The organism is Kangsaoukella pontilimi, from assembly GCF_009830125.1.
Classification (GTDB): domain Bacteria; phylum Pseudomonadota; class Alphaproteobacteria; order Rhodobacterales; family Rhodobacteraceae; genus Kangsaoukella; species Kangsaoukella pontilimi.
Genome location: NZ_WUPT01000001.1, coordinates 1,509,213 through 1,530,975, shown reverse-complemented (window position 1 = coordinate 1,530,975; position 21,763 = coordinate 1,509,213). Strand labels below are relative to the sequence as shown.

26 protein-coding genes are annotated in these 21,763 nt (G+C 65.7%); 13 read left to right on the top strand and 13 right to left on the bottom strand.

From position 1 onward, the window contains the following. Nucleotides 1-63: 63 nt before the first annotated feature. The 10 genes from purF to GQ651_RS07635 form a co-directional block, all read right to left on the bottom strand. Nucleotides 64-1,545: an amidophosphoribosyltransferase gene (gene purF / locus GQ651_RS07680; protein ID WP_160763589.1), complete on the bottom strand. Its 1,482-nt coding sequence runs from the start codon at nucleotides 1,543-1,545 to the stop codon at nucleotides 64-66. Nucleotides 1,546-2,404: 859 nt separating this feature from the next. Then, a complete protein-coding gene (locus GQ651_RS07675; RefSeq protein ID WP_160763588.1) occupies nucleotides 2,405-2,971 on the bottom strand; it encodes a CvpA family protein in 567 nt (188 codons plus the stop codon). Nucleotides 2,972-2,999: 28 nt separating this feature from the next. Next, entirely contained in the window at nucleotides 3,000-4,364 is a 1,365-nt protein-coding gene (gene radA, locus GQ651_RS07670; RefSeq protein ID WP_160763587.1) for a DNA repair protein RadA, read from the bottom strand. Between the two features lie 84 nt (nucleotides 4,365-4,448). Then, entirely contained in the window at nucleotides 4,449-5,234 is a 786-nt protein-coding gene (locus tag GQ651_RS07665) for a DNA repair protein (RefSeq protein WP_160763586.1), read from the bottom strand. Between the two features lie 151 nt (nucleotides 5,235-5,385). Next, nucleotides 5,386-5,958, bottom strand: coding sequence for a hypothetical protein (locus GQ651_RS07660; RefSeq protein WP_160763585.1), 573 nt, complete (start codon nucleotides 5,956-5,958; stop codon nucleotides 5,386-5,388). A 120-nt stretch (nucleotides 5,959-6,078) separates the two neighbouring features. Then, the gene (locus GQ651_RS07655; protein ID WP_160763584.1) at nucleotides 6,079-6,840 is read right to left on the bottom strand and encodes an ABC transporter ATP-binding protein; all 762 of its coding nucleotides are present in this window, start codon (nucleotides 6,838-6,840) and stop codon (nucleotides 6,079-6,081) included. Further along, nucleotides 6,837-7,610: an MlaE family ABC transporter permease gene (locus tag GQ651_RS07650; RefSeq protein WP_160763583.1), complete on the bottom strand. Its 774-nt coding sequence runs from the start codon at nucleotides 7,608-7,610 to the stop codon at nucleotides 6,837-6,839. The genes GQ651_RS07655 and GQ651_RS07650 overlap by 4 nt, the downstream gene beginning before the upstream one ends. Beyond that, nucleotides 7,607-8,653 (bottom strand): alanine racemase, encoded by a 1,047-nt coding sequence (alr, locus tag GQ651_RS07645; protein ID WP_160763582.1) that lies wholly within the window; start codon nucleotides 8,651-8,653, stop codon nucleotides 7,607-7,609. Before alr ends, GQ651_RS07650 begins: the two co-directional genes overlap by 4 nt. Nucleotides 8,654-8,714: 61 nt before the next feature. Continuing rightward, nucleotides 8,715-9,023, bottom strand: a complete 309-nt coding sequence (locus tag GQ651_RS07640; protein ID WP_160763581.1) for a hypothetical protein — start codon at nucleotides 9,021-9,023, stop codon at nucleotides 8,715-8,717. After that, complete coding sequence (locus tag GQ651_RS07635; protein ID WP_160763580.1) at nucleotides 9,010-9,810, bottom strand: DUF1194 domain-containing protein; 801 nt, start codon at nucleotides 9,808-9,810, stop codon at nucleotides 9,010-9,012. Before GQ651_RS07635 ends, GQ651_RS07640 begins: the two co-directional genes overlap by 14 nt. Nucleotides 9,811-10,008: 198 nt before the next feature. Here GQ651_RS07635 and GQ651_RS07630 point away from each other — a divergent pair, with 198 nt between their 5' ends. Next, nucleotides 10,009-11,043, top strand: coding sequence for a phosphatase PAP2 family protein (locus GQ651_RS07630; protein WP_160763579.1), 1,035 nt, complete (start codon nucleotides 10,009-10,011; stop codon nucleotides 11,041-11,043). Nucleotides 11,044-11,237: 194 nt separating this feature from the next. On the opposite strand, the gene GQ651_RS07625 is transcribed toward GQ651_RS07630, so the two are convergent. The 3 genes from GQ651_RS07625 to pyrC form a co-directional block, all read right to left on the bottom strand. Further along, complete coding sequence (locus GQ651_RS07625; protein WP_160763578.1) at nucleotides 11,238-12,728, bottom strand: replicative DNA helicase; 1,491 nt, start codon at nucleotides 12,726-12,728, stop codon at nucleotides 11,238-11,240. Nucleotides 12,729-12,949: 221 nt separating this feature from the next. Beyond that, nucleotides 12,950-13,624, bottom strand: coding sequence for an orotate phosphoribosyltransferase (locus GQ651_RS07620; protein ID WP_160763577.1), 675 nt, complete (start codon nucleotides 13,622-13,624; stop codon nucleotides 12,950-12,952). Nucleotides 13,625-13,671: 47 nt separating this feature from the next. Continuing rightward, nucleotides 13,672-14,733, bottom strand: coding sequence for a dihydroorotase (gene pyrC / locus GQ651_RS07615; RefSeq protein WP_160763576.1), 1,062 nt, complete (start codon nucleotides 14,731-14,733; stop codon nucleotides 13,672-13,674). A 165-nt stretch (nucleotides 14,734-14,898) separates the two neighbouring features. Here pyrC and GQ651_RS07610 point away from each other — a divergent pair, with 165 nt between their 5' ends. The 12 genes from GQ651_RS07610 to ureG all read left to right on the top strand — a co-directional run bounded on the left by GQ651_RS07610 (nucleotide 14,899) and on the right by ureG (nucleotide 21,761). Next, a complete protein-coding gene (locus tag GQ651_RS07610) occupies nucleotides 14,899-15,711 on the top strand; it encodes an urease accessory protein UreD (protein ID WP_160763575.1) in 813 nt (270 codons plus the stop codon). 13 nt (nucleotides 15,712-15,724) lie between these two features. Then, the gene (locus tag GQ651_RS07605) at nucleotides 15,725-16,027 is read left to right on the top strand and encodes an urease subunit gamma (RefSeq protein ID WP_160763574.1); all 303 of its coding nucleotides are present in this window, start codon (nucleotides 15,725-15,727) and stop codon (nucleotides 16,025-16,027) included. 42 nt (nucleotides 16,028-16,069) lie between these two features. Further along, nucleotides 16,070-16,357 (top strand): hypothetical protein, encoded by a 288-nt coding sequence (locus GQ651_RS07600; RefSeq protein WP_160763573.1) that lies wholly within the window; start codon nucleotides 16,070-16,072, stop codon nucleotides 16,355-16,357. Nucleotides 16,358-16,366: 9 nt separating this feature from the next. Next, nucleotides 16,367-16,675, top strand: coding sequence for an urease subunit beta (locus tag GQ651_RS07595; RefSeq protein ID WP_160763572.1), 309 nt, complete (start codon nucleotides 16,367-16,369; stop codon nucleotides 16,673-16,675). Further along, nucleotides 16,672-16,971 carry an antifreeze protein gene (locus GQ651_RS07590; RefSeq protein WP_160763571.1) on the top strand — a complete coding sequence of 100 codons (300 nt, stop codon included), beginning with the start codon at nucleotides 16,672-16,674 and terminating at the stop codon, nucleotides 16,969-16,971. The genes GQ651_RS07595 and GQ651_RS07590 overlap by 4 nt, the downstream gene beginning before the upstream one ends. Nucleotides 16,972-16,993: 22 nt before the next feature. Beyond that, nucleotides 16,994-17,503 carry a GNAT family N-acetyltransferase gene (locus GQ651_RS07585; RefSeq protein WP_160763570.1) on the top strand — a complete coding sequence of 170 codons (510 nt, stop codon included), beginning with the start codon at nucleotides 16,994-16,996 and terminating at the stop codon, nucleotides 17,501-17,503. A 10-nt stretch (nucleotides 17,504-17,513) separates the two neighbouring features. Beyond that, complete coding sequence (gene ureC / locus GQ651_RS07580; protein WP_160763569.1) at nucleotides 17,514-19,223, top strand: urease subunit alpha; 1,710 nt, start codon at nucleotides 17,514-17,516, stop codon at nucleotides 19,221-19,223. A gap of 123 nt (nucleotides 19,224-19,346) precedes the next feature. Beyond that, the gene (locus GQ651_RS07575) at nucleotides 19,347-19,505 is read left to right on the top strand and encodes a hypothetical protein (protein ID WP_160763568.1); all 159 of its coding nucleotides are present in this window, start codon (nucleotides 19,347-19,349) and stop codon (nucleotides 19,503-19,505) included. Nucleotides 19,506-19,533: 28 nt separating this feature from the next. After that, nucleotides 19,534-20,100: an urease accessory protein UreE gene (locus tag GQ651_RS07570; protein ID WP_160763567.1), complete on the top strand. Its 567-nt coding sequence runs from the start codon at nucleotides 19,534-19,536 to the stop codon at nucleotides 20,098-20,100. Then, nucleotides 19,994-20,731, top strand: a complete 738-nt coding sequence (locus tag GQ651_RS07565) for an urease accessory protein UreF (RefSeq protein ID WP_227257989.1) — start codon at nucleotides 19,994-19,996, stop codon at nucleotides 20,729-20,731. Before GQ651_RS07570 ends, GQ651_RS07565 begins: the two co-directional genes overlap by 107 nt. Then, nucleotides 20,728-21,135: a DUF3995 domain-containing protein gene (locus tag GQ651_RS07560; RefSeq protein ID WP_160763566.1), complete on the top strand. Its 408-nt coding sequence runs from the start codon at nucleotides 20,728-20,730 to the stop codon at nucleotides 21,133-21,135. The genes GQ651_RS07565 and GQ651_RS07560 overlap by 4 nt, the downstream gene beginning before the upstream one ends. Beyond that, complete coding sequence (gene ureG / locus GQ651_RS07555) at nucleotides 21,132-21,761, top strand: urease accessory protein UreG (protein ID WP_160763565.1); 630 nt, start codon at nucleotides 21,132-21,134, stop codon at nucleotides 21,759-21,761. The genes GQ651_RS07560 and ureG overlap by 4 nt, the downstream gene beginning before the upstream one ends. Nucleotides 21,762-21,763: the final 2 nt, after the last annotated feature.

Below are 21,763 nucleotides of genomic sequence, written 5' to 3'. Positions count from 1 at the left end.
GACCGTTTCTTTCCGCCCTCGGGCGATACGACGGTTTTGCAAAGCTTTTGTGACAGTTGGAGCTTATTCCGCCGCCTTCAGCGTGAAGCCCTTGTCGATCTGGTCCTTCGGCGCCACCGGGTATTCACCCGAGAAACAGGCGTCGCAATATTGCGGACTGTCGGCGTCGCGCCCCTTGGCCTCGCCCACAGCGCGATAGAGCCCGTCGAGCGAGATGAAGCGGAGCGAATCCACCCCGAGATGCTCGCGCATCTCCTCCTCGCTCATGGTGGCGGCCAGTAGCTTTTCCCGCTGCGGCGTGTCGACGCCGTAGAAACAGGGCCATGCCGTTGGCGGCGAGGCGATGCGGAAATGCACCTCGGCCGCGCCCGCGTCCAGGATCATCTCCTTGATCTTCCGGCTGGTGGTGCCGCGTACGACGCTGTCATCGACCAGAATGACCCGCTTGCCCCGTATGAGCGCCCGGTTCACGTTCAGCTTCAGGCGCACGCCCATGTTCCGGATATGCTCGGTCGGCTCGATGAAGGTCCGGCCCATATACTGGTTCCGGATGATCCCCATGGCGTAGGGGATGCCCGATTCCAGGCTGTAGCCGATGGCCGCAGGCGTGCCGCTGTCCGGCACCGGGCAGACGAGGTCGGCCTCGACCGGCGCCTCGATCGCCAGTTCCCGCCCGATGGCCGAGCGCGTCTCGTAGACCGACCGCCCGCCAAGCGTCGAATCGGGGCGGCTGAAATAGACATGTTCGAAGATGCAGAAGCGCGGGCGCTTCGCCTCGAACGGCCGGTGGCTCGCCACCTTGTCGTGCTCGATGACGACCATTTCGCCCGGCTCGACCTCGCGCACGAACTGCGCGCCGATGATGTCGAGCGCACAGGTCTCGGACGCCAGCGCCCAGCCATCCTCACCCAGACGGCCCAGGACCAGCGGGCGCACGCCTAAGGGATCGCGCACGCCGATCAGCTTGGTCCGCGTCATGGCGATCACGGAAAACGCCCCTTCGACCCGCCGCAGCGCATCCTTCATCCGCTCGGGGATCGAAGTCTGCAAGGACCGCGCCATCAGGTGGATGATGCATTCGCTGTCCGACGAGGACTGAAAGATCGAGCCGCGCTCGATCAGCTCGCGGCGGAGCGAATCCGCATTGGTGATGTTGCCGTTATGGGCAATCGCCGCGCCGCCCATCGAGAACTCGCCGAAAAACGGCTGCACGTCCCGGATCTGCGTGTTGCCCTTGGACCCGGTGGTCGAATAGCGCACATGCCCGATGCCAAGCGCGCCCGGCAGCGTGTCCATGATCGACTGGTTGGTGAAGTTGTCCCGGACCAGCCCGAAACGCCGGGCCGAGTTGAAGCCCTGCTCGGGGTCGTAGGTGACGATCCCGCCCGCCTCCTGACCCCGGTGTTGCAGCGCATGGAGGCCAAGCGCCACGAAATTCGCGGCATCCGCCACGCCGGTCACGCCGAAAATACCGCATTCCTCGCGCAGTTTGTCGTCGTCGAAGGGATCGGTGGTCAAAGGTGTCGGGGACAAGGTCTGGGCCATCGCGTTGCAACAGGCTCCGATGTCATGGGCAGCTTGGCCCCCTATAGCGGCCAGTGCCGGCGCTGTCACGGGTAGAAACCGCCTCGCGGTCCCTCACATGAGCCACCGGGACGGAATGCCGCGTGGGCGGGCGCTCCTGCCGCCTCCTTCGCCTGTTCGGAAATATCCCGGGGGGTGAATTGGGCCGCGCCAGCGGACCAAGAGGGGGGCAGCGCCCCCCGCCACCCCGCGACGGGCGAAGCCCGGCGCAACCCCTCAGAGTCCGAAGGCCCGCATCCGGTGGGGACACGGGCCTTCAGGGGCGGGGTTGCACCATACTGGTGGCACTCACTACACAAACGGGCTGAAACACTTGTCCCGATACACTCGCTACCGCCCGTTCTGGGGGTGGCGCCGGGGACCAACACGGCCCTCCGGCGCCGGTACGCTTTCACTCGTTACGCGAAACCCTGGAAACCACGACTTCGCTTACAAGACTGTTTATGACAGGTGGGCTTGGCCTCACTTGGGCGCAATTCCTCGCTTTCGGGGCGTCTTTATGATCCTGCCGCCAAAAGCATGAACGAGGCGCCTCCAGAGGCCCGCAAAAGGCGAAACAATGCGGGCCGGTCTTCGGGCGCATCTTCAGGAATCATTGGATTTTTCCGGGTCATTGTTCCGGCTGGCCCGACAATAACCGTCGAAAACAGCCTTAACCCGACGTCCCGAGTTTGCCCGATTTCGCGCCGCCCCAGCATGGAAACAGTTTGTTTTCCATGAATTTTTCGGAAATTTCTTTGTTCAAAACGGATTTCGGTGCAGCCACCTGCACCGAATCAATCCGCTTTCAGCGGTCCAAGGTCTCAATTGTGGCGAAAGATCACGCGCCCGAGGCGGTCGAGCACTTGCCGATCAGCTCTTCGTACCGCGCGACGACCCAGCCGGGCGCGTCCTGCGGCATCCGCTCATCCAGCGCTTCCGAGATTTGCGCGAAGACCACGGCGGTCCGGCTGTCATCCACCATGGGGATGGGGTCGGAGACGATCACGCGCTCGTAGATGATGAAGGCGATGGCCACCAGAAGCGCACCCCGCACCACGCCGAAGAGAAATCCGAGCCCCTGGTCGATGCCGCCAAGGGCCGAGCGCTGCACCGCGCCCGCGAAGAGGGGTGTGAAAACCGACACGATAATCAGCGCCAGCGCGAAGACGGCGGCGAAGGACGCGATCATCGCCAGTTCGCAGGACGGTCCCAAGAAATCCTTCAGGACCGGCACTTCGCGCATCAGAGGCTCGGCGGTGGGCGCGAAGATATAGGCAGCGATGGCGGCGAGGATCCAGCCGCCGATGGCCAGCGTCTCGCGGATGAAGCCCCGGCTATAGGCCAGGATGGCCGACAACAGGATGATGACGGCGACGATACCGTCGATGATGGTGAAATTATCCATGCCTTGCCTCGCTCAATTGCCTCCGGGCCTAGCCCGCACCAAATACATCACCGACCAGCGTCTGAAGGTTCGGCATCTGGCGTGCCGCCACCTTTGCATCGCTGCTGACCTTGGCGCCCTTGGGCAGTATGGCCGCCCCGAAGCCCAGCTTCTCGGCCTCCTTCAGGCGCGCATCCGTCTGCCCGACGGGACGCAGGTCTCCTGATAGGCTGATTTCGCCGAAAACGACAGTATTGGCGGGCAGGCTCACGTCTTCACGCGCCGAAAGTAGCGCCGCGGCCACAGCAAGATCCGCCGCCGGTTCGGTGATCCTGAGGCCGCCGGCCACATTCAGATAGACGTCGAGCCCGGCGAAGGGGATGCCGCAGCGCGCTTCGAGCACGGCAAGGATCATGGCCAGCCGCCCGCCGTCCCACCCCACGACCGAACGCCGCGCCTGACCCGCCGGCGCAGGCGCCACGAGGGCCTGGAACTCGCAAAGGACGGGGCGGGTGCCCTCGATGCCCGCAAAGACCGCCGATCCCGCTGTGTTGGCGCCCCGGTCGGACAGGAACAGCGCCGAAGGGTTCGCCACCTCGGCCAGACCGCCGCCTGTCATCTCGAAGACGCCGATCTCGTCGGCAGGGCCGAAGCGGTTCTTGACCGCGCGGAGAATGCGGAACTGGTGCCCGCGCTCGCCCTCGAAATAGAGAACCGTGTCCACCATGTGCTCGACCACGCGCGGACCCGCGATCTGGCCGTCCTTGGTGACGTGGCCCACAAGGATCACCGCCGTGCCCTTGCGCTTGGCGAAGCTCGTCAGCTCATGGGCAGCCGCGCGCACCTGAGAGACCGAGCCGGGGGCGGAGCCCACCGTGTCGAGCCACATGGTCTGGATCGAGTCGATGATGGCCACGTCCGGCGCCTCGCGGTCGAGCGTGGTCAGGATGTCGCGCAGGTTGGTCTCGGCGGCCAGTTGCACCGGCGCGTCGCCAAGGCCGAGGCGGCGGGCGCGCATCCGCACCTGCGCCGCCGCTTCCTCGCCCGTGATATAGGCGGCTTTCAGCCCGGCCCGGCCAAGGGCGGCCGCGGCCTGCAGGAGCATCGTGGATTTGCCGATCCCCGGATCGCCACCCACCAGAACGGCCGACGCCTCGACCAGACCGCCGCCCAGCACGCGGTCCAGTTCCGCGATGCCCGAAAGCGTCCGGGGCGGGGGGGCGTCTTCGCTTGCCAGCGTGCCGAGCGCGATGGCGCGGCCCCGCGCGTCGCCCAGACCCGCCTTGGCGGGACCGGCCGAGAGTGGGATGTCTTCGGTAATGGTGTTCCACGCGCCGCAATCGTCGCAGCGGCCCGACCATTTCGAGTGGACCGCGCCGCAATTGCTGCAGGTGAACGAGGGTTGCTTCGCCATGCCGCCTTCTTGCCCCCGCCCGGAGCCAAGGGCAAGCGTCCTTGGGTGGCAGGCAGGGGCAGCCGGGGGAACGGCGGTGTCGGTCTATTCGGCGGCGATGTCGCGCGGCTTGGCGCGGTCCGACAGGCGGATCACGTCGGGGCGGGTCGCGGGCGCGGTGGGGGCGAGGCCGATCTCGGGCAGCACCTCGTCCAGCTCCGCGATCAGGACGTTCAGGCGCGACTGCGCCACGTCTTCGTCCAGCGCCACGCGGTCATGCCAGCGGCGGATGTCGCGGCTGGCGGCAAGCGCGGTCTCGATCCGCTCCTGCATCCGCTCGGCCTCGGTCTGACGCTCGGTCAGGAAGGCGCGGGCGCGGGCGACTGTCTCGTCTGAGTATTTCCGGGCGAGGTCCTGGCTGGTCTGGCTCATCTGTGCGGCCAGTTCGAGGATGCCGGGCTCAAGATGGCCAAGGTCGGGGTGGTTTGCCAGATGCTCCATCCGTTCACGGACCGCGTCGTATTCCGAGCCGAGTTTGAACGCGCCCGCGCGGTCGGCGGCGTGGGCCGCGCGGTAGGCGCGGATCACGTCGTCCTGCCCCATGCGGAACGAGCGGTGCGACGTCTCAAGCGCGCGCATCCGCCAGTTCGCGGGCATGTAGGCCACGAGCAGAAGCGCGACGAGCGCCGCCGCACCGTGCAGGGCGGGGCCGGCGGCAAGCGCCGTGCCGTCGCTGAGCGTCAGCGTGGCGGTAAGGCCGGGCAGGATGCCGGCCGTAGAAAGAACAAAGGAAAGCGTAAGTCCCAAAGCCAGGGCGGCGACAAGCGCCATGGACATGGCCTGCAGGACGGAGTGCGCGCGCCAGAGCGGCGTCAAAGCATTAACGGACATGGGAGACCCCCACTAATTAACCAACACAAGGCGGCGCGGCTCAAATACAACGCCTACCGCATGGTTAACATAACACACATCCTGCCGGTTCCGATGGAAACAGCGGGTTGCGGTTGGGTGGTCAATACCCCCCGAATTCTGTGGATAAGCCCTAGCGCAGGAACGGCAGGTCGGCGGGGCCGGGGGCAGGGGGCGGCAGGAGCTTTCTGACGCGGCGCGCCTCGCTCGTCGCGCGGCCCCGCATGGCGCGGGCCACCTCCATGACGCTGCCGGGCGTCGTGGCCACGGCGACGGGTGCCGGGCGGTGGCGGAACACGGGCACCGGATCGGCCTTTGCTTCGGGCGCGACCGGGTCGGTCAGAAGAAGCGGCGCAACGCGCGGTTTCAAGGCCGCGGGGTTGTCCGTCACGGCCATGGTTTCGGCATCCGGCAGATCGTAATGATCCCTGCGCCCGATCCCGCAAACCACTACGGTGACAAGCCAAATCAGGGGCGACACCGCCGCCGAGACAGCGAAAAGAATCGGGAGGTCGGCCAGACCGACCGCCCAGGGCACCAGCCCGGCAACCGAGAAGGCCGCGAAGCCGACGATCAGGGCGTAGAGCCATGCGTTCAGCGTTTCTGACAGCAACAGGCGGCGAAAGGCCAGAAGCCCTACCGAGATGGGCAGGGCAAGGAGGCAGGCGCGCAGGAAAATCAGCGCAAAGAGATCGATGGGCAGCATCAATGCTCCGTCCGTTTGTCACCCCATGGGCAGAACAGACGGGAGTTTGGTTAAATTTCCGTTGAGAGTCCCCCGTTGTTTCCAAAATGGAACCAAACCGTTGCGAATTTGCAAAAAGGGTTAACGGACAGATTCGATGGGGCCGTCCGCGGAGCCGGTGATGAACTGCGTGAGGTACGGGTCGCCGCTGTTGTCCATCTGGGAGATCGGCCCGGTCCAGCGCACCTTGCCGCCGTGAATCATGGCGACCTTGTCGGCAATTGCGCGCACGCTGGTCATGTCATGGGTAATAGTCATGGCGGTTGCGCCCATCTCGACCACGATCTCGCGGATCAGCTCGTTGATGACGCCCGACATGATCGGATCGAGGCCCGTTGTCGGTTCGTCGAAGAAGATGATTTCGGGCTCGGCGGCGATGGCGCGGGCGAGGCCTACGCGTTTCTGCATGCCGCCCGACAGCTCAGACGGGTAGAGGTCCGCCACGTCAGGGGTCAGCCCCACGCGGCGCAGCTTCTCGATGGCGATCTCGCGCGCCTCGGCCTTGGTCTTCTTCATCGTCCCGCGCAGCAGGCGGAAGGCCACGTTCTGCCAGACGGTTAGCGAGTCGAAGAGCGCACCGCCCTGGAACAGCATCCCGAAGCGGGCGAGGAAGGCGTCGCGCTCGGACGAGCCCTGGCGGAGCTTGGTCACGTCCTGCCCGTCGACAAGGATCTCGCCCTTGTCGGGCGTGATCAGGCCAAGCACGCATTTCAGCGTGACCGACTTTCCCGTGCCGGAGCCGCCGATGATCACCATGCTTTCGCCCTTCGGGATCGTCAGGTCGACGCCCCTCAGAACGTTCTTGGGCCCGAAGGACTTTTCTATGCCGCGAAGCTCGATCATGCCGCGAAGAACAATTCTGTCAGGATGAAGTTGGCCGCCAGGATCAGGACCGAGGCCGCGACGACCGCGCCCTTGGTGGCCGCGCCCACGCCCGCCGCGCCCCGTGCCGAGCCCATCCCGAAATAGCAGCCCATCAGCGCGGCGAGAAAGCCGAAGACAGCGCCCTTCGAGAGTGACGACACGATGTCGAGCCATTCGAGAAAGTCGATGGTGTTGGTCAGATAGGTTCCGGGGTTGAAGCCCAGACGCCCGGTGCCGACCAGATACCCGCCCATGATCCCGATGGTGTCGCCCACGGCGACAAGGATCGGCATGACCAGCGTGGCGGCCAGCACGCGGGGCAGCGTCAGGTATTTCATCGGGTTGGTCGACAGCGTGACCAGCGCGTCAATCTGCTCGGTCACCTTCATGGTGGCGATCTCGGCGGCGATGGACGAGGTGACGCGCGCCGCGATCATCAGGCCCACAAGGACGGGGCCAAGCTCGCGCACCATGCCGATGGCGACGATCTGGGGCACCACGGCCTCGGCCGAGAAGCGCGCGCCGCCGGCGTAGATCTGCAGGGCCAGCGCGCCGCCGGTGAAGATGGTGGTCAGGCCCACGACAGGCAGCGAGAAATACCCGATCTGCATCAGCGCCGCGCCGAATTCGCGCGGGTACCATGGCGGACGGAACAGGTGGCTGATCGTCTCGACGGCGAACAGCGCCACGCGCCCGATCGCCGCCAGAAGGCCAAGGACCGACCGTCCTATCGTGGCGAGAAATTTCATGCGCCGCCCGTGTAGTGGCGCGCGTAGCGGTGACCCAGCGAGGTCAGGATCTCGTAGCCGATGGTGCCGGCGGCGTCGGCCAGTGCATCGACGCCCTGAGCGGGGGAGAGGATGTCGAGACGCTCGGGCACCTCGTCCAGATGGGTGACGTCCACAGTAATCAGGTCCATGGACACCCGGCCCACCACGGGGCAGGGCGTGTTGCCCGCATAGACCTGAGCCTTCGGTCCCATGGCCCGGATCAGCCCGTCGGCGTACCCGGCCGAGATCGTGGCGATCCTGCTTTCGATCTTGGCTTCCCAGCTATTGGCGTAGCCGACCGTCTCGAAGGGGCGGACGGTGCGCGTCTGGATCACCGGGGCGGAGAGGGCGACGACGGGGGTGGCCTCGGCAAAGGGCAGACCCCCGTAAAGGCCGACGCCGGGGCGGGTCAGGTCGAAATGGTATTCGGGTCCCATCATAATGCCGCCCGTCGCACCAAGGGACCGGCGATGCGCGATCCCATCTGTCATGTCGCGGAATTGCGTGAGTTGCCGGGCGTTCATCGGATGGTCCGGCTCGTCGGCGCAGGCAAGATGGCTCATCACGAGGCGCGGGCCCGCGTCGATCAGGTCGCCTTTCAGCGCGTCCCAGTCCTCGGGCTCCAGCCCCAGCCGGTTCATGCCACTGTCGAGCTGGACCGCAAAGGGATGGCCCGGCAGGCGCGAGAAATGCCGCGCCACCTGATCGGGGCTGTTGAGGCAGGGGATCAGGCGGCTGGCCGTCAGAAGGTCGGCGTCACCATCCAGATGCCCTGCAAAGACATAGATATCGGCCTCGTCACCCACCGCCTTCCGAACCTCGCGGCCTTCGCCCGCTTGCGCGACGAAAAAGCTGGTGGCGCCTGCGCGGGCCAGCGTTGCCGCGACACGGCCGGAGCCCAGCCCGTAGCCGTCCGCCTTGACGACCGCGCCGGTCTCGACATGGGGGGGGGAGGTCTCGTCCAGCGCGCGCCAGTTGGCTGCGATGGCGTCGAGGTCGATGGTCAGATGTGCATGGGCCATGGTGAGGTTGGTTTCGCCTTGCGACGTGGCGGGGTCAAGCCGCTTTCGCGCGAGGATGCCCTTAGGCGGCGGCCGCCATCTGTATCCAGATGAATAAATGCGCGAGGCTGACGAAGGCGACCCAGATCGTAGTCCAGCGCGGAACCTTGGGGCGCACCTCGTTCATCTTCGACAGAAGGAAGGTCGCCAGAAAGGCGACAAGCGGCACGCCGAAGACCGAGGTGATGATGTATTCCGGGTCGAGGACGTAGAAGGAACCCCGGCCTATCGCGAGCGCCATTCCGCCAAAGAGAACCACGGGCGTCAGAACGGCCCCGGCCAGAAAGGACCACGGTGTGCTCTTGCCGCGCCCATCCTCATGGCTCGCCATAGATCAGCTCCCTTTCGCGGCGGAGCTTTTCTCCGATCATGCAGTCATAGCCCGTTTCGGTCGCGCCAGTGCGCCCCTGAACCGGCCAGAGCCCCTCGGGCATCGGCCCCACCAGTTCGAGGACGAGCTTGCGGCGCACCGCCAGCGGGAAGTCGGCCCAGTCGGTCACCGGCACGACGAAGGCGCCGGGACCGCCGATCACGCAGCGCTCATAGTAGACGTCGAGGTCGTCGATCCCCCAGCGAGAGGTCGAGTCCTCGGTCATCAGCGGCAACCCGTTGATGACGATGCCGGCCTCCAGCGCGGCGTCGCGGGCCATCGTCACCGGGCGCCCGTCATTGTTCGGCCCGTCTCCCGAAACATCGATGACGCGGCGCAAGCCGATGAAATCGTTGTTTTCTATCTCGTAAGTCGCGAAACGGATCGCGCCGGACACCGACGTGCGGCGCATCCCGTAATCGTAGGTGGCCGTCAGTTGGTCCGCGATGGCCTGTGCTGCCTCAGGCCCGTCGACGATGGTCCATGGCACCACCACACGTTGCAGCCCGTCGCCCGCCCATTCGACATAAGTCAGCGCGATCCGCCCGGTGAAACTGGTTTCGATCACCCGCGTCACCTCGTCCGAAGCGATGGCCTCGGCATAGCCCTTCCGCTGGAGCTCCAGCTCCATTGGCCCCATCGAGCGCGAGACATCGACCATGAGCGCAAGCTCGACATCAACCTCGACGGGGTCGGCGGCGGCAGGAAGGGCGAGAAAGGCGAGCAAAGGAATGACAAAAATGCGCATGGTTTCAGTCTGCCCGAGAATTCCAACCGGACAAGCCCGGATGAACCTCAAACACGATGATTTTATAGGCGATCCACGTCCTGACATGAGGCCTGCGGCTACCCATTCCCGTCCTTTGCGCGCCCCATTCCTGCCACCTTCCGCCTCTAGCACGGTCAGTGAAACAAGAGCATTTTTCCTCTTCCGGGGCAGACACGCATGACGGCGGACGCCAATATCCAGACTTTCGACAGGCCGCAAAGCCTGCCGCTCGGCCTGTCGCGCGCCTATCTGTTCCTGATTGCTGCCCATGGGGCGACCGCCATCGCGCTGGGCCAGGTCTCGGCCTATCGTTTCGACCCCGGTATGGTGCAGATCCTGGGCGTTCTCTTGACCATCTGCGTGCCGTGGTTCCTGCTTGCGCTGCTGATCCGGCGCGTTGTCCTGCTGGCGGTTGTCGAGAAATCGACGACCCCGATTCCGGACCTGATGGCATCGCTCCGCGCGCTTTTCACCGACCGGGACCGGGTGCTGGGTGGCATCGCCAAGATGGTGATCCTCAGCTTCTTCATCGGCGCGTCGGCATATCTGAAAGAGATGATCACGGTCCTCAATCCCTTCGCCTGGGACGAGGCTTTCGCGAAACTGGACCGCATTCTTCATTTCGGCGTCGACCCCTACCGGATCACGCTGGCGCTGTTCGGAACGGCCCCCGCGACGACATTCCTGAACGCGGCATATCACGCGTGGTTCTTCCTGATTTATTTCGTGACCTTCGTGGCCTGTTTCGCCCGGCCCGAAGACACAAAGGCCCGCGCCTATCTCATCGGCTTCGTCCTGACCTTCGGCGTGGGCGGCAACCTTCTGGCGATGGTGTTCTCCTCCGCCGGACCGGTCTATTACGACCGGCTCGGGCTGGGCTCTGATTTCGAGCCGCTCATGATCCATCTTCGCGCATTGGCCGAGGTCTCGCCGGTCTGGGCGCTCGACGTGCAGGAAGGGCTCTGGTCCGGTCACATGACCGACGGGCGGCTTGCGGGTATCTCGGCCATGCCGTCCATGCATGTGGCGACATCGGTCCTGATGGCGCTCTACGCCTCCACCCATGCGCGCTGGTCCGCCTGGGTCATGTGGGGTTTCGCCGCGATCATCATGGTGGGCTCGGTGCATCTTGGCTGGCATTATGCCGTCGACGGCTATGCGGGCGCGCTGATCGCATGGGGCGCCTGGGTGATCGGCAGACGTCTGGCCTGAGCGGCCGCGTCCCGCATCGCCCGATCTGTGTTCTTGGGGGCTCCGCCCCACGCCTCGCTGCGCTCGTCGCTCCCCGGAGTATTTTTTGAACAGAAGTAGCGACAATTTAAGTCAAATTGTCTTCGCCTGTTCCGAAAAATCCCGGGGTGAGCCGCAAAGCGGCGAGGGGCAGCGCCCCTTGCCACCGGAAAAGATCAGAAGCCGCTGTCGGCCCCCTGCTGCCACGGCTTCACGAGGTTCCCGAAGCGGGTGAAGCGGCCTTCGAAGGACAGTTCCACCGTGCCGATCGGGCCGTGACGCTGCTTGCCGATGATCACCTCGGCCCGGCCGTGGAGCCGCTCCATCTCTTCCTGCCATTTCGCCATGGCTTCAAGATCGTGATCGCCCGGCTTTTCGCGCTCCTTGTAGTACTCCTCGCGGAACACGAACATCACCACGTCGGCGTCCTGCTCGATCGAGCCCGATTCCCTCAGGTCCGACAGCTGCGGGCGCTTGTCCTCGCGGCTTTCCACCTGACGGCTCAGCTGCGAAAGCGCGATCACGGGGATGTCGAGCTCTTTGGCGATGGCCTTCAGGCCCTGCGTGATCTCCGAGACCTCGTTCACCCGGCTGTCTTTGGCCGAGGCCGGCCGGACAAGCTGCAGATAGTCCACGATCAGAACGTCCAGCCCATGCTCGCGCTTCAGCCGCCGCGCCCGCGCCGCCAGCTGGCTGATCGGCAGGGCGGGGGTGTCGTCGATATAAAGCGGGCAGGCCTCCAGCGTCTTGGCGGCCTCGACGAAGCGGCGGAACTCGCCCTCGGTCATATCGCCCCGCCGGATCTGCTCCGACGGCACCTCGGCGGCTTCCGACAGGATACGTGCGGCCAGCTGTTCGGCGGACATTTCCAGCGAATAGAAGCCCACCACGCCGCCATCCACCGCGCCCTCGGTCCCGTCGTGTCGTTTGCCCTTCCGATAGGCCTTGGCGATGTTGAAGGCGATGTTCGTGGCGAGCGACGTCTTGCCCATCGACGGCCGCCCGGCGAGGATCAGAAGGTCCGACTTGTGCAGACCGCCCAGCTTCTTGTCCATGTCGATCAGGCCCGTGGACACACCGGCCAGCCCGCCGTCCCGCTGATAGGCGGCGTTGGCGACGTTCACCGCGTCGGTCACCGCTTTGAGAAAGCTCTGGAATCCCTGCGTCGTCTGACCCTGCTCGCCCAGCTTGTAGAGTGCCTGTTCCGCCTCGACGATCTGTTCTTTCGGCTCGCTGGCCACCTCGACCCGCGCGGCCTTGGCCGAGATGTCCCGGCCAAGCTCCATCAGCTTCCGCCGGATGGCGAGGTCGTAGATCATCTGAGCGTAATCGCGTGCGGCAAAGGACGAGATCGCCGCGCCCGCCAGCCGCACCAGATAGGCCGGTCCGCCCAGCTCCTTCAGGCCTGGATCGTCCTCCAGAAACGCCTTCAGCGTCACAGGCGACGCCAGCGCATTCTTGGCGATCCGGCTTGCCGCGATCTCGTAGATGCGGGCATGGACCGGGTCGTAGAAATGCGTCTCGTTGATGACGCCCGCCACCCGGTCGTAAATGTCGTTATTCGTCAGGATCGCGCCAAGCAATTGCTGCTCGGCCTCGATATTGTGCGGTACGGTTTCTTTCTCGTCCGGCGCGGTGTCCGTGCGGATCTGTGCGATCTCGTTCATGCCTGCTCATCCTGTCCCCTGAGGCCACGGTCTTACTGCCTTTCCCCGGCCTCTGGCTATCGGGAAATCTCTGGGGGTAAGGGTGAGGATAACCCGAGGGATGGTTCGGGTCGATCAGAAATATGGTATCGACACGCTGCGCCGCCACAAGATGCAGGCCGGTGAGGGCGATTCTGTGGACGGGTTCTCCACAGGGACGGCCTCCCTGTGGAGAAGATTTCTCAGGCCCGCGCGTCCTGCCACGCCCTCGGCGCGCGCAGGAAGGATTCCACTTCGTCGAGGGTCTTGGCATCAAAGGTTTTTCCCTCGCGGGCGACCTTCAGCACGTCCCACCAGGTGCAGAGATGATGAAGCTGGACGCCATGCGCGCCAAGCGTGTCCACCGTCTCGGGGAAGATGCCGTAATAGAAGATCACCGCCGTGTGGCCGCAGCTCGCGCCGGTCTCGCGAATCGCGTCCACGAAGGACAGCTTCGAGCCGCCATCGGTGGTCAGGTCCTCGACCAGAAGCACCCGCTCGCCCTCTCGCATGTGCCCCTCGATCCGCGCGTTCCGTCCGTAACCCTTGGGCTTTTTCCGTACGTAGGTCATCGGCAGCGCCAGCCGCTCGGCCATGAGCGCGGCGAAGGGGATGCCTGCGGTTTCGCCGCCCGCGATATTGTCGAAAGCCTCGAAGCCCGCGTCGCGCATGACCGTCACGGCCAGGAAATCCATCAGTGTCGATCTGATGCGCGGGTACGAGATCAGCTTCCGGCAGTCGATATAGGTGGGCGACGGCAGACCCGAGGCCAGCGTAAACGGCTCGGCGGCATTGAAATGCACCGCTTCGATCTCCAAAAGCATCGACGCGGTCAGCCGGGCGATCTCGTCCTTGGGCGGAAAACTCGTTGGGATCATCGTCGTCCTTCGTCCTTCTTCTGTTCGGAAATACTCCGGGGGGAGCGTCAGCGGGGGGCAGCGCCCCCCTCCGTCACTCGCCAGTGGATGGGCCGGTTCGGGTCGAAGACCACGACAGGCCCCGCGCCGGTCTCCACCCGGTCGGGCAGGTCCACGGGGTCGCCCTTTTCAAGCGTCAGTGTCGCGGTGTTGACCGGGCGACGGTAGAAGCCGGGTCCGTGCCGCGACACGAAGCCCTCCAGCCGGTCGAGCGCGCCTTCCGCCTCGAAAAGTTCCGCCAGACAGGCCAGCGCCACGGGCGCGGTGAAACATCCGGCGGCGCAGCATTCGGCCTCTTTCCGGTCGAGCGGGTGGGGCGCGCTGTCGGTGCCGAGGAAAAAGCGTTCGTCTCCGCCGGTGGCGGCGGCGACAAGGGCGGGGCGGTGGGTGCCGCGCTTCAGGATCGGCAGGCAGTAGTAATGCGGACGCATACCGCCAACGAGCATGTCGTTCCGGTCGAGCATCAGGTGCTGGACCGTGATCGTCGCGCCGAGATCGCCAGTGGTATCCGCCTGCACGTACTCGGCCGCGTCGCGGGTCGTTATGTGCTCCATCACTACGCGCAGTCCCGGCGTGGCTTGGCGGATCGGGTCGAGCACCTCTTCGATGAACACCGCCTCACGGTCGAAAATGTCGATCTCGGCCCGCGTGACCTCGCCGTGGACGCAGAGCGGCAGGCTGATCTCGGCCATGCGTTCCAGCACTGGGCGAACGCGGTCGAAATCCGTCACGCCCGAGGCCGAGTTCGTCGTGGCCCCGGCGGGATAGAGTTTCACCGCCGCGATCAGGCCGCTCTCTGCCGCCGCCGCCACGTCGTCCGGGTCGGTGTCCTCGGTCAGGTAGAGCGTCATCAGCGGCTCGAACGTCATGCCCTCGGGCAGGGCGGCCATGATCCGCTCGCGGTAGGCTGCCGCATGCGCGCCGCGCACGACGGGCGGCACGAGGTTGGGCATGATGATGGCGCGGGCGAAATGGGCCGCCGAATGGGGCAGAACGCCTTTAAGCATCTCGCCGTCGCGCAGATGCAGGTGCCAGTCGTCGGGGCGGGGGATGGTCAGCCGGGTGGTCATGGCGTTGTCCTAGAGGAAGGCCGCGATCTGCGCCAGTCGGGAATGACTGCCCATGTTTTAGGCGGTCGCCCCGAAATCCGGCGATCTCGTGCAGCGCGGGGCACGGCAGACGTTGCAGGCGGCGGCGCGCCGGTTAGGGTGGTGTCGCTGCCAAACGGAAGACCCATGTTCGACGCGCCATTCTCAAGCTATCAGCGAAGCCGGGGCCGGGCGCGCGTGGCACTTGGTGCAACGGGGGCGTTGACGGGTCTCTTCCAGCAGGGATCGGCCAAGGCGATGCTGCCGCGCACCCATGGTCCCCTTCCCGAGGTCGTCTTTCTGAATACGTCCGGCGGGTTGACGGGAGGCGACCGGTTCCAGTTCTCGCTGGATGTGGCGGCAGGCGCGGGCGCCATGGCCGCGACCCAGACCGCCGAGCGCGCCTATGCCTCTCCCGACGGGGTGGCCGAGGTGTCGGTCTCGCTGAGCGCGGGCGAGGGCGCGACGCTGTTCTGGCTGCCGCAGGAGACGATCCTATTCGACCGCTCGGGCCTCGACCGAAGAACCGAAGTGACGCTGGGCGAGGGCGCGCGCTATCTCGGGCTGGAAACCGTTGTGCTGGGCCGCGAGGCGATGGGCGAGCGGGTGGAGACGCTCGACTTCCAAGACGTGCGCGTGGTGCGGGATGCGGCGGGCAGGGTGATACATGCCGAGCAGATCGCACTCGGCAGCGGCACGCTGGCCGGGCGGGACAGGGCCGCCGGGCTGGCGGGCGCGAGTGTGCTGGCGAGCCTTGTTTACATCGCGCCAGATGCCGGGGACCGGATCGGGCCGGTCCGGGCTGCCCTTGGCGATGCGCCGGGATGTGCGGCCAGCGCCTGGGACGGGCGCTTGACGATCCGCGCCATGGGCCGCGACAGTTGGGATCTGCGGCGTGCGCTGATCCCGGCGATCCGCCTTCTGACAAATGACCATCTGCCGCGCGTGTGGCAGACATGACAAGGAAAGACCAATGAACCTGACCCCCCGCGAAAAGGACAAGCTCTTGATTTCGCTCGCCGCGATGGTGGCGCGCGAGAGGAAGGCGCGCGGCGTCAAGCTGAACCATCCCGAGGCGATCGCGCTGATCACCGATTTCGTGGTCGAGGGCGCGCGCGACGGACGCTCGGTCGCGGACCTGATGGAGGCGGGTGCCCATGTCATCACCCGCGCCGACTGCATGGAGGGGGTGGCCGAGATGATCCACGACGTTCAGGTCGAGGCGACATTCCCCGACGGCACCAAACTTGTCACGGTACATGCGCCGATCCGCTGACCGTGTGCTAGGATCGGCCTTGTGTGATGTGAGGAGGATATGATGTTCGGAACATTCATTCTGGGGATACTGGCAGGCGCCGGCGCGCCCTATGCCGAGCCCAAGATCAAGGAGTTTCTGGAAAGCGTTCTGCTGAGCGACGCGCCGATCCAGCCCGGAGAGATGAAGCTTTTTTCGCTTGCCGTCTGCCTTGTGGGTGCGGCGATCCTGTCGATGATCTTCGGCGAGCCCCACGCGGTGCCTCTGGCGCTTGGCGCGGCGGCGGGCGTGTTCGGGCCGCGTCTCATCGACAAATACAAGGCGTCGCGTGCGCCCGATTACGACAGTTAAGGAGTTTCCATGATTCCCGGAGAAGTCATCACTGCGCCCGGCGACCTGATCCTGAACGAGGGGCTGGAGCAGACCGTTCTGATGGTCGCCAATACGGGCGACCGCCCGGTGCAGGTGGGCAGCCACTATCATTTCGCCGAGACCAACCCCGCGCTCGATTTCGACCGCGAAGCGGCGATGGGCAAGCGGCTGGACATCGCGTCCGGCACCGCCGTCCGGTTCGAGCCGGGCCAGCGCCGCGAGGTGCGGCTGGTGCCCTATCGCGGGGAGCGAAAGGTCTATGGCTTCAACCAGAAGGTTATGGGGGCGCTTGAATGATGCCTTTTCTCGCCTGGTGGGGGCTGGGGATGCGCACCGCGCAGATGCTGGCCGAGGCGAATACGGTCATCGCGATGCGAAGCCTGGGCGCCTTTGGGCTCTGGCCCGTTGCGGCCGGCGAGGCGCGGCGGATGTGGATGGAAAAGCCCGGCGCCTTCGTCGAAAGCGCGGGCCGCGCGACGACCGCCATGGTGCAGCTGAAACGCCCTGATCAGATCGTCGACGCGGCGCTCAAGCCCATCGGGCGCAAGACCCGGTCGAATTCGCGCCGGCTGTCGAAGCGGCGGCGACGCTAGGCGCGAAGGAAGGGGCGACACCATGCCAGATGCCACGATCGAGAAAGTCCGAAGCGCGCCGCAGATCGGTGACGCAACGGCTATGGTGTGGGAATTCTTCGATCTGCTGAAGGACCGCTACCCGGACATGGTGACCGAGATCGACGAGTATATCGCGTCTCAGGGCGTCGCCGGGGAGTTGGAGAACTTCCGCGAATACTTCAATCCGCCGAAGGGCGAGGCGTTTCTGGGGCGTCTCGACGGACAGCCCGCAGGGATCGTCATGCTGAAGCCGCACGGCGAAAACGATGGCGAGCTGAACCGGATGTTCGTCCGCGAAGCCGCGCGTGGAACGGGCCTCGGCCGGAAGCTGGCCCAGGCGGTCATCGACGAGGCGCGCGCCCTTGGCTACCGGACCGTCTATCTCGACGCCCTCTACCGACATGTCGAGGCCCTGCCTCTCTATGAGAGCCTTGGCTTCGAATACTATACGGACCCCACGGCGTTCCGCGCCGATGACAGCCGGGTCATTCACATGAAACTCGCGCTCTGAAGGACGACATATGCCCACATCCATCTCCCGCGCCGCCTATGCCGACATGTTCGGACCCACCACCGGGGACAAGGTTCGGCTTGCCGATACCGACCTGATCATCGAGGTTGAGAAAGACCTCACAACCTATGGGGAAGAGGTGAAATTCGGCGGCGGCAAGGTGATCCGCGACGGGATGGGCCAGTCTCAGGCGACCCGCGCCGAGGGCTCGGTCGACACTGTCATCACCAACGCGCTGATCGTGGACCATACCGGCATCTACAAGGCCGACGTGGGACTGCGCGACGGGCGCATCCACAAGATCGGCAAGGCGGGCAACCCCGATACCCAGCCCGGCGTCGACATCATCGTCGGCCCCGGCACCGAGGCCATCGCGGGCGAGGGCAAGATTCTGACCGCCGGCGGTTTCGACGCGCATATCCATTTCATCTGCCCGCAGCAGATCGAGGACGCTCTGCATTCCGGCATGACCACGATGCTCGGCGGTGGAACCGGTCCGGCCCATGGCACGCTGGCCACCACCTGCACGCCGGGCCCTTGGCATATCGGGCGGATGCTGCAGGCGATGGACGCGGTGCCGATGAACGTGGCGCTCTCGTGCAAGGGCAACGCCTCGACCCCTGCCGCGCTTCACGAGATGATCAACGCGGGCGCGGCGGCGATGAAGCTGCACGAGGACTGGGGGACGACGCCCGGCGCCATCGACTGTTGCCTGACCGTGGCCGACGAGATGGACGTGCAGGTGATGATCCACACCGACACGCTGAATGAGTCCGGCTTCGTCGAGAACACGGTCGCGGCCATCGGCGGGCGCACCATACACGCCTTCCACACCGAGGGGGCGGGCGGCGGCCACGCGCCCGACATCATCAAGGTCTGCGGGCTGCCCAACGTGATCCCGTCCTCGACCAACCCGACCCGGCCCTACACGGTGAACACCCTGGAAGAGCATCTGGACATGCTCATGGTCTGTCACCACCTCGACAAGGCGATCCCCGAAGATGTGGCCTTTGCCGAAAGCCGCATCCGCAAGGAGACCATCGCGGCCGAGGATATCCTGCATGACATGGGGGCGTTCTCGATCATCGCGTCCGACAGTCAGGCCATGGGCCGCGTGGGCGAGGTGGCGATCCGCACATGGCAGACCGCCGACAAGATGAAGAAGCAACGCGGGCGTCTTGCCGAAGAGACCGGGGACAACGACAATTTCCGCGTGCGCCGCTATATCGCCAAATACACGATCAACCCGGCCATCGCCCACGGCATCAGCCAGCATATCGGTTCGGTCGAAGAGGGGAAGCGCGCGGACCTCGTCCTCTGGAACCCGGCGTTCTTCGGCGTGAAACCCGAGATGGTTCTGATCGGCGGGTCGATTGCGCTGGCGCAGATGGGCGACCCCAACGCCTCGATCCCGACGCCGCAGCCGGTCTATTCGCGCCCCATGTTCGGGTCCATGGGCCGCGCCGTCGAGAACTCGGCGGTGACCTTCATCAGCCATGCCGCCAACGCGGCGCTGGTCAGGAGCACGCTCGGGCTCGCCAAGGAAACGATTCCGGTCGAGAAATGCCGCGGCATCGGCAAGAAGGACATGGTTCTGAACGATGCCATGCCAGAGATCGAGGTGAACCCCGAGACCTACGAGGTCCGCGCCGATGGCGAACTTCTGGTCTGCGAGCCGGCCGAGGTTCTGCCCATGGCGCAACGCTATTTCCTGTTCTGAGGCCGCACATGAGTTATGCATTGGCGCCATATCGGGCATGCTTTTTGAGCAGTTGTAAAACCTCCGTCTCCACACCAGTTAGGGCGCATCTATTGACCTATCTGACTCTAATGGAGACTTCCCATGGCTTCGCCCGCCTGGTTTCACGGCTTTCTGCACGCGTTCACGCGCGCCAACCGTTACTCGACGCTCTTTTCGATGAGCGATCGCGACCTTGCTCGCCGCGGCTACGACCGCGCCGGTCTGACCCGCAGCTTCATCACGGGTATCGGCGGCCACTGATCGCCGACGCCCATGCGGGGGATCGGTCATGAGCCTGCCCCGCGCCGATGGTCTCGCGCCCGCTGAGACGGGCGACGACACCGTCTCTCTCACCTACGACGCCCGGCTTTTGCGCAGAAAGCGCCTTGTCTCAGAGAGCGGTCGCGCCTTTCTGGTGGACCTGCCCGAGACGCGCTCGGTCGACGAGGGAGAGGCTTTTCTTCTCGATGACGGAACCCGTGTGGCGGTCAGTGCCGCGCCGGAGGACCTTGTCGCCGTGACGGGCGGGCCGCTGACGCGGCTGGCCTGGCATATCGGCAACCGCCACACGCCCTGCCAGATCGAAGCCGGACGCCTGCTTATCGCCCGCGACCACGTGCTGGAGGCGATGCTGGCGCATCTGGGGGCCGAGATCGCCATTGTGACCGAGCCCTTCCGCCCCGAGGGCGGAGCCTATGGCCATGGCCGCACCTTTGGGCACAGCCACGGGCCTGATCACGGTCACAGCCATGGTCACGGGCACAATCACGGGCACGACCATTCCCACGATCATGGCCATGACCACTCACATGATCACGATCATGGGCATCACCACCACCATCACTCCCATGACTGACGCGGGGCTGCTCACCCTGACGCACTGGCTGTCCCCGGTCTTCCCGGTGGGCGGCTACGCCTATTCGGCGGGGCTGGAGACGGCGATTGCCGACGCGCTGGTTGCCGACGAAGAAGCTCTGGCGGACTGGCTGGACCATTCTCTCGCTGCGGGGGCGGGGCTGACCGATGCGGTGCTTCTGACCTCCGCCATGGAAGCCGATGCTGATGCCGCCACCCTGAACGACTGGGCGCGGGCGCTGTCGCCCTCGGCCGAGCGCTGGCAGGAAACCTGGGAACAGGGGCAGGCTTTCACCCGCGCGCTGGCCGACATGGGCAGCGATCCGGGCGTGCCGGTGGCGTTGCCGGTGGCAGTGGGCCGCGCGGCACGGGACCTCGGGCTTCGGCCCGAACAGGTGGCGGCGCTGTACCTGCAGGCGATGGTCGCGAACCTCGCCACCGGTGCCGTGCGGCACATCCCACTCGGGCAGACCGCGGGGCAGAGGATTATCGCGGGGCTGGCCCCCCGCATCCTCGACACGGCTGCGCACGCGGTGACGCTTACGCCCGAAACCTGCTTCACCGCGTCTTTCGGCGCCGAACTCGCCGCGATGCGCCATGAGACGCAGGAGACGAGGATCTTCCGCACATGATCGCGTTCCTGCTGTCGGCGGTGCTCTTGGTGCTGGCGGGGTTCCACCTGCTCTGGGCGCTCGGCTACTGGATGCCGATCCGGGACGAAGCGGCGCTGGCCCGCGCGGTCACCGGGCAGCCCGGCGCGACGCGGATGCCGGGGGCCGCCCCGACCGCAGCGGTGACGGCGGCGCTCATGCTGGCCGCCGCCTGGCCATGGTTCGAACCGTCGCCCGTCACCACGATTGGCCTCATGGTCCTCGCCCTCATCTTTCTCGCGCGGGGCGCGGCCGCATGGGTGCCCGTCTGGCGCCGTCTGACGCCGGAAGAGCCCTTTCCCCGGCTCGACCGAACCCTCTACGGCCCGCTCTGCCTGATCATCGGCGCGGGCTTCACCACCCTCGCAACACGAGCCCTGACATGACCTCACCGAACGGACCTCTTCGCATCGGCATCGGCGGCCCTGTGGGCGCGGGCAAAACCTCGCTCACCGAGGCGCTCTGCCGCGCCATGGCGCCGCGCTATTCCGTGGCCGTCATCACCAACGATATCTATACGCGCGAGGATGCCGAGGCGCTGACCCGCGCGCAGGTGCTGCCCTCCGAACGCATCCGGGGGGTTGAGACCGGCGGCTGCCCGCACACGGCAATTCGCGAGGACGCGTCAATCAACCTTGCTGCTGTCGCGGACCTGAGAGAAACCTTCCCCGATCTGGACGTGATCTTCATCGAGTCCGGCGGCGACAACCTTGCCGCGACCTTCTCGCCCGAGCTTGCCGACCTGACCATCTACGTGATCGACACGGCAGCCGGACAGGACATTCCGAGGAAAAAGGGGCCGGGCCTGACGCGCTCGGACCTTCTGGTGGTCAACAAGCTCGACCTCGCCCCCCATGTGGGTGTCGATCCCGACCTTCTCGAGGCCGATGCCCGCGCCGCCCGCGGTCCCCGCGAAACCGTCATGGCTGCGATCCGGCAGGGCCGGGGCGTGGACCAGATTGTCAGGTTCCTCGAACGCGAAGGCGGGCTGGCCGAACCGGCAAGCGCCTAAAA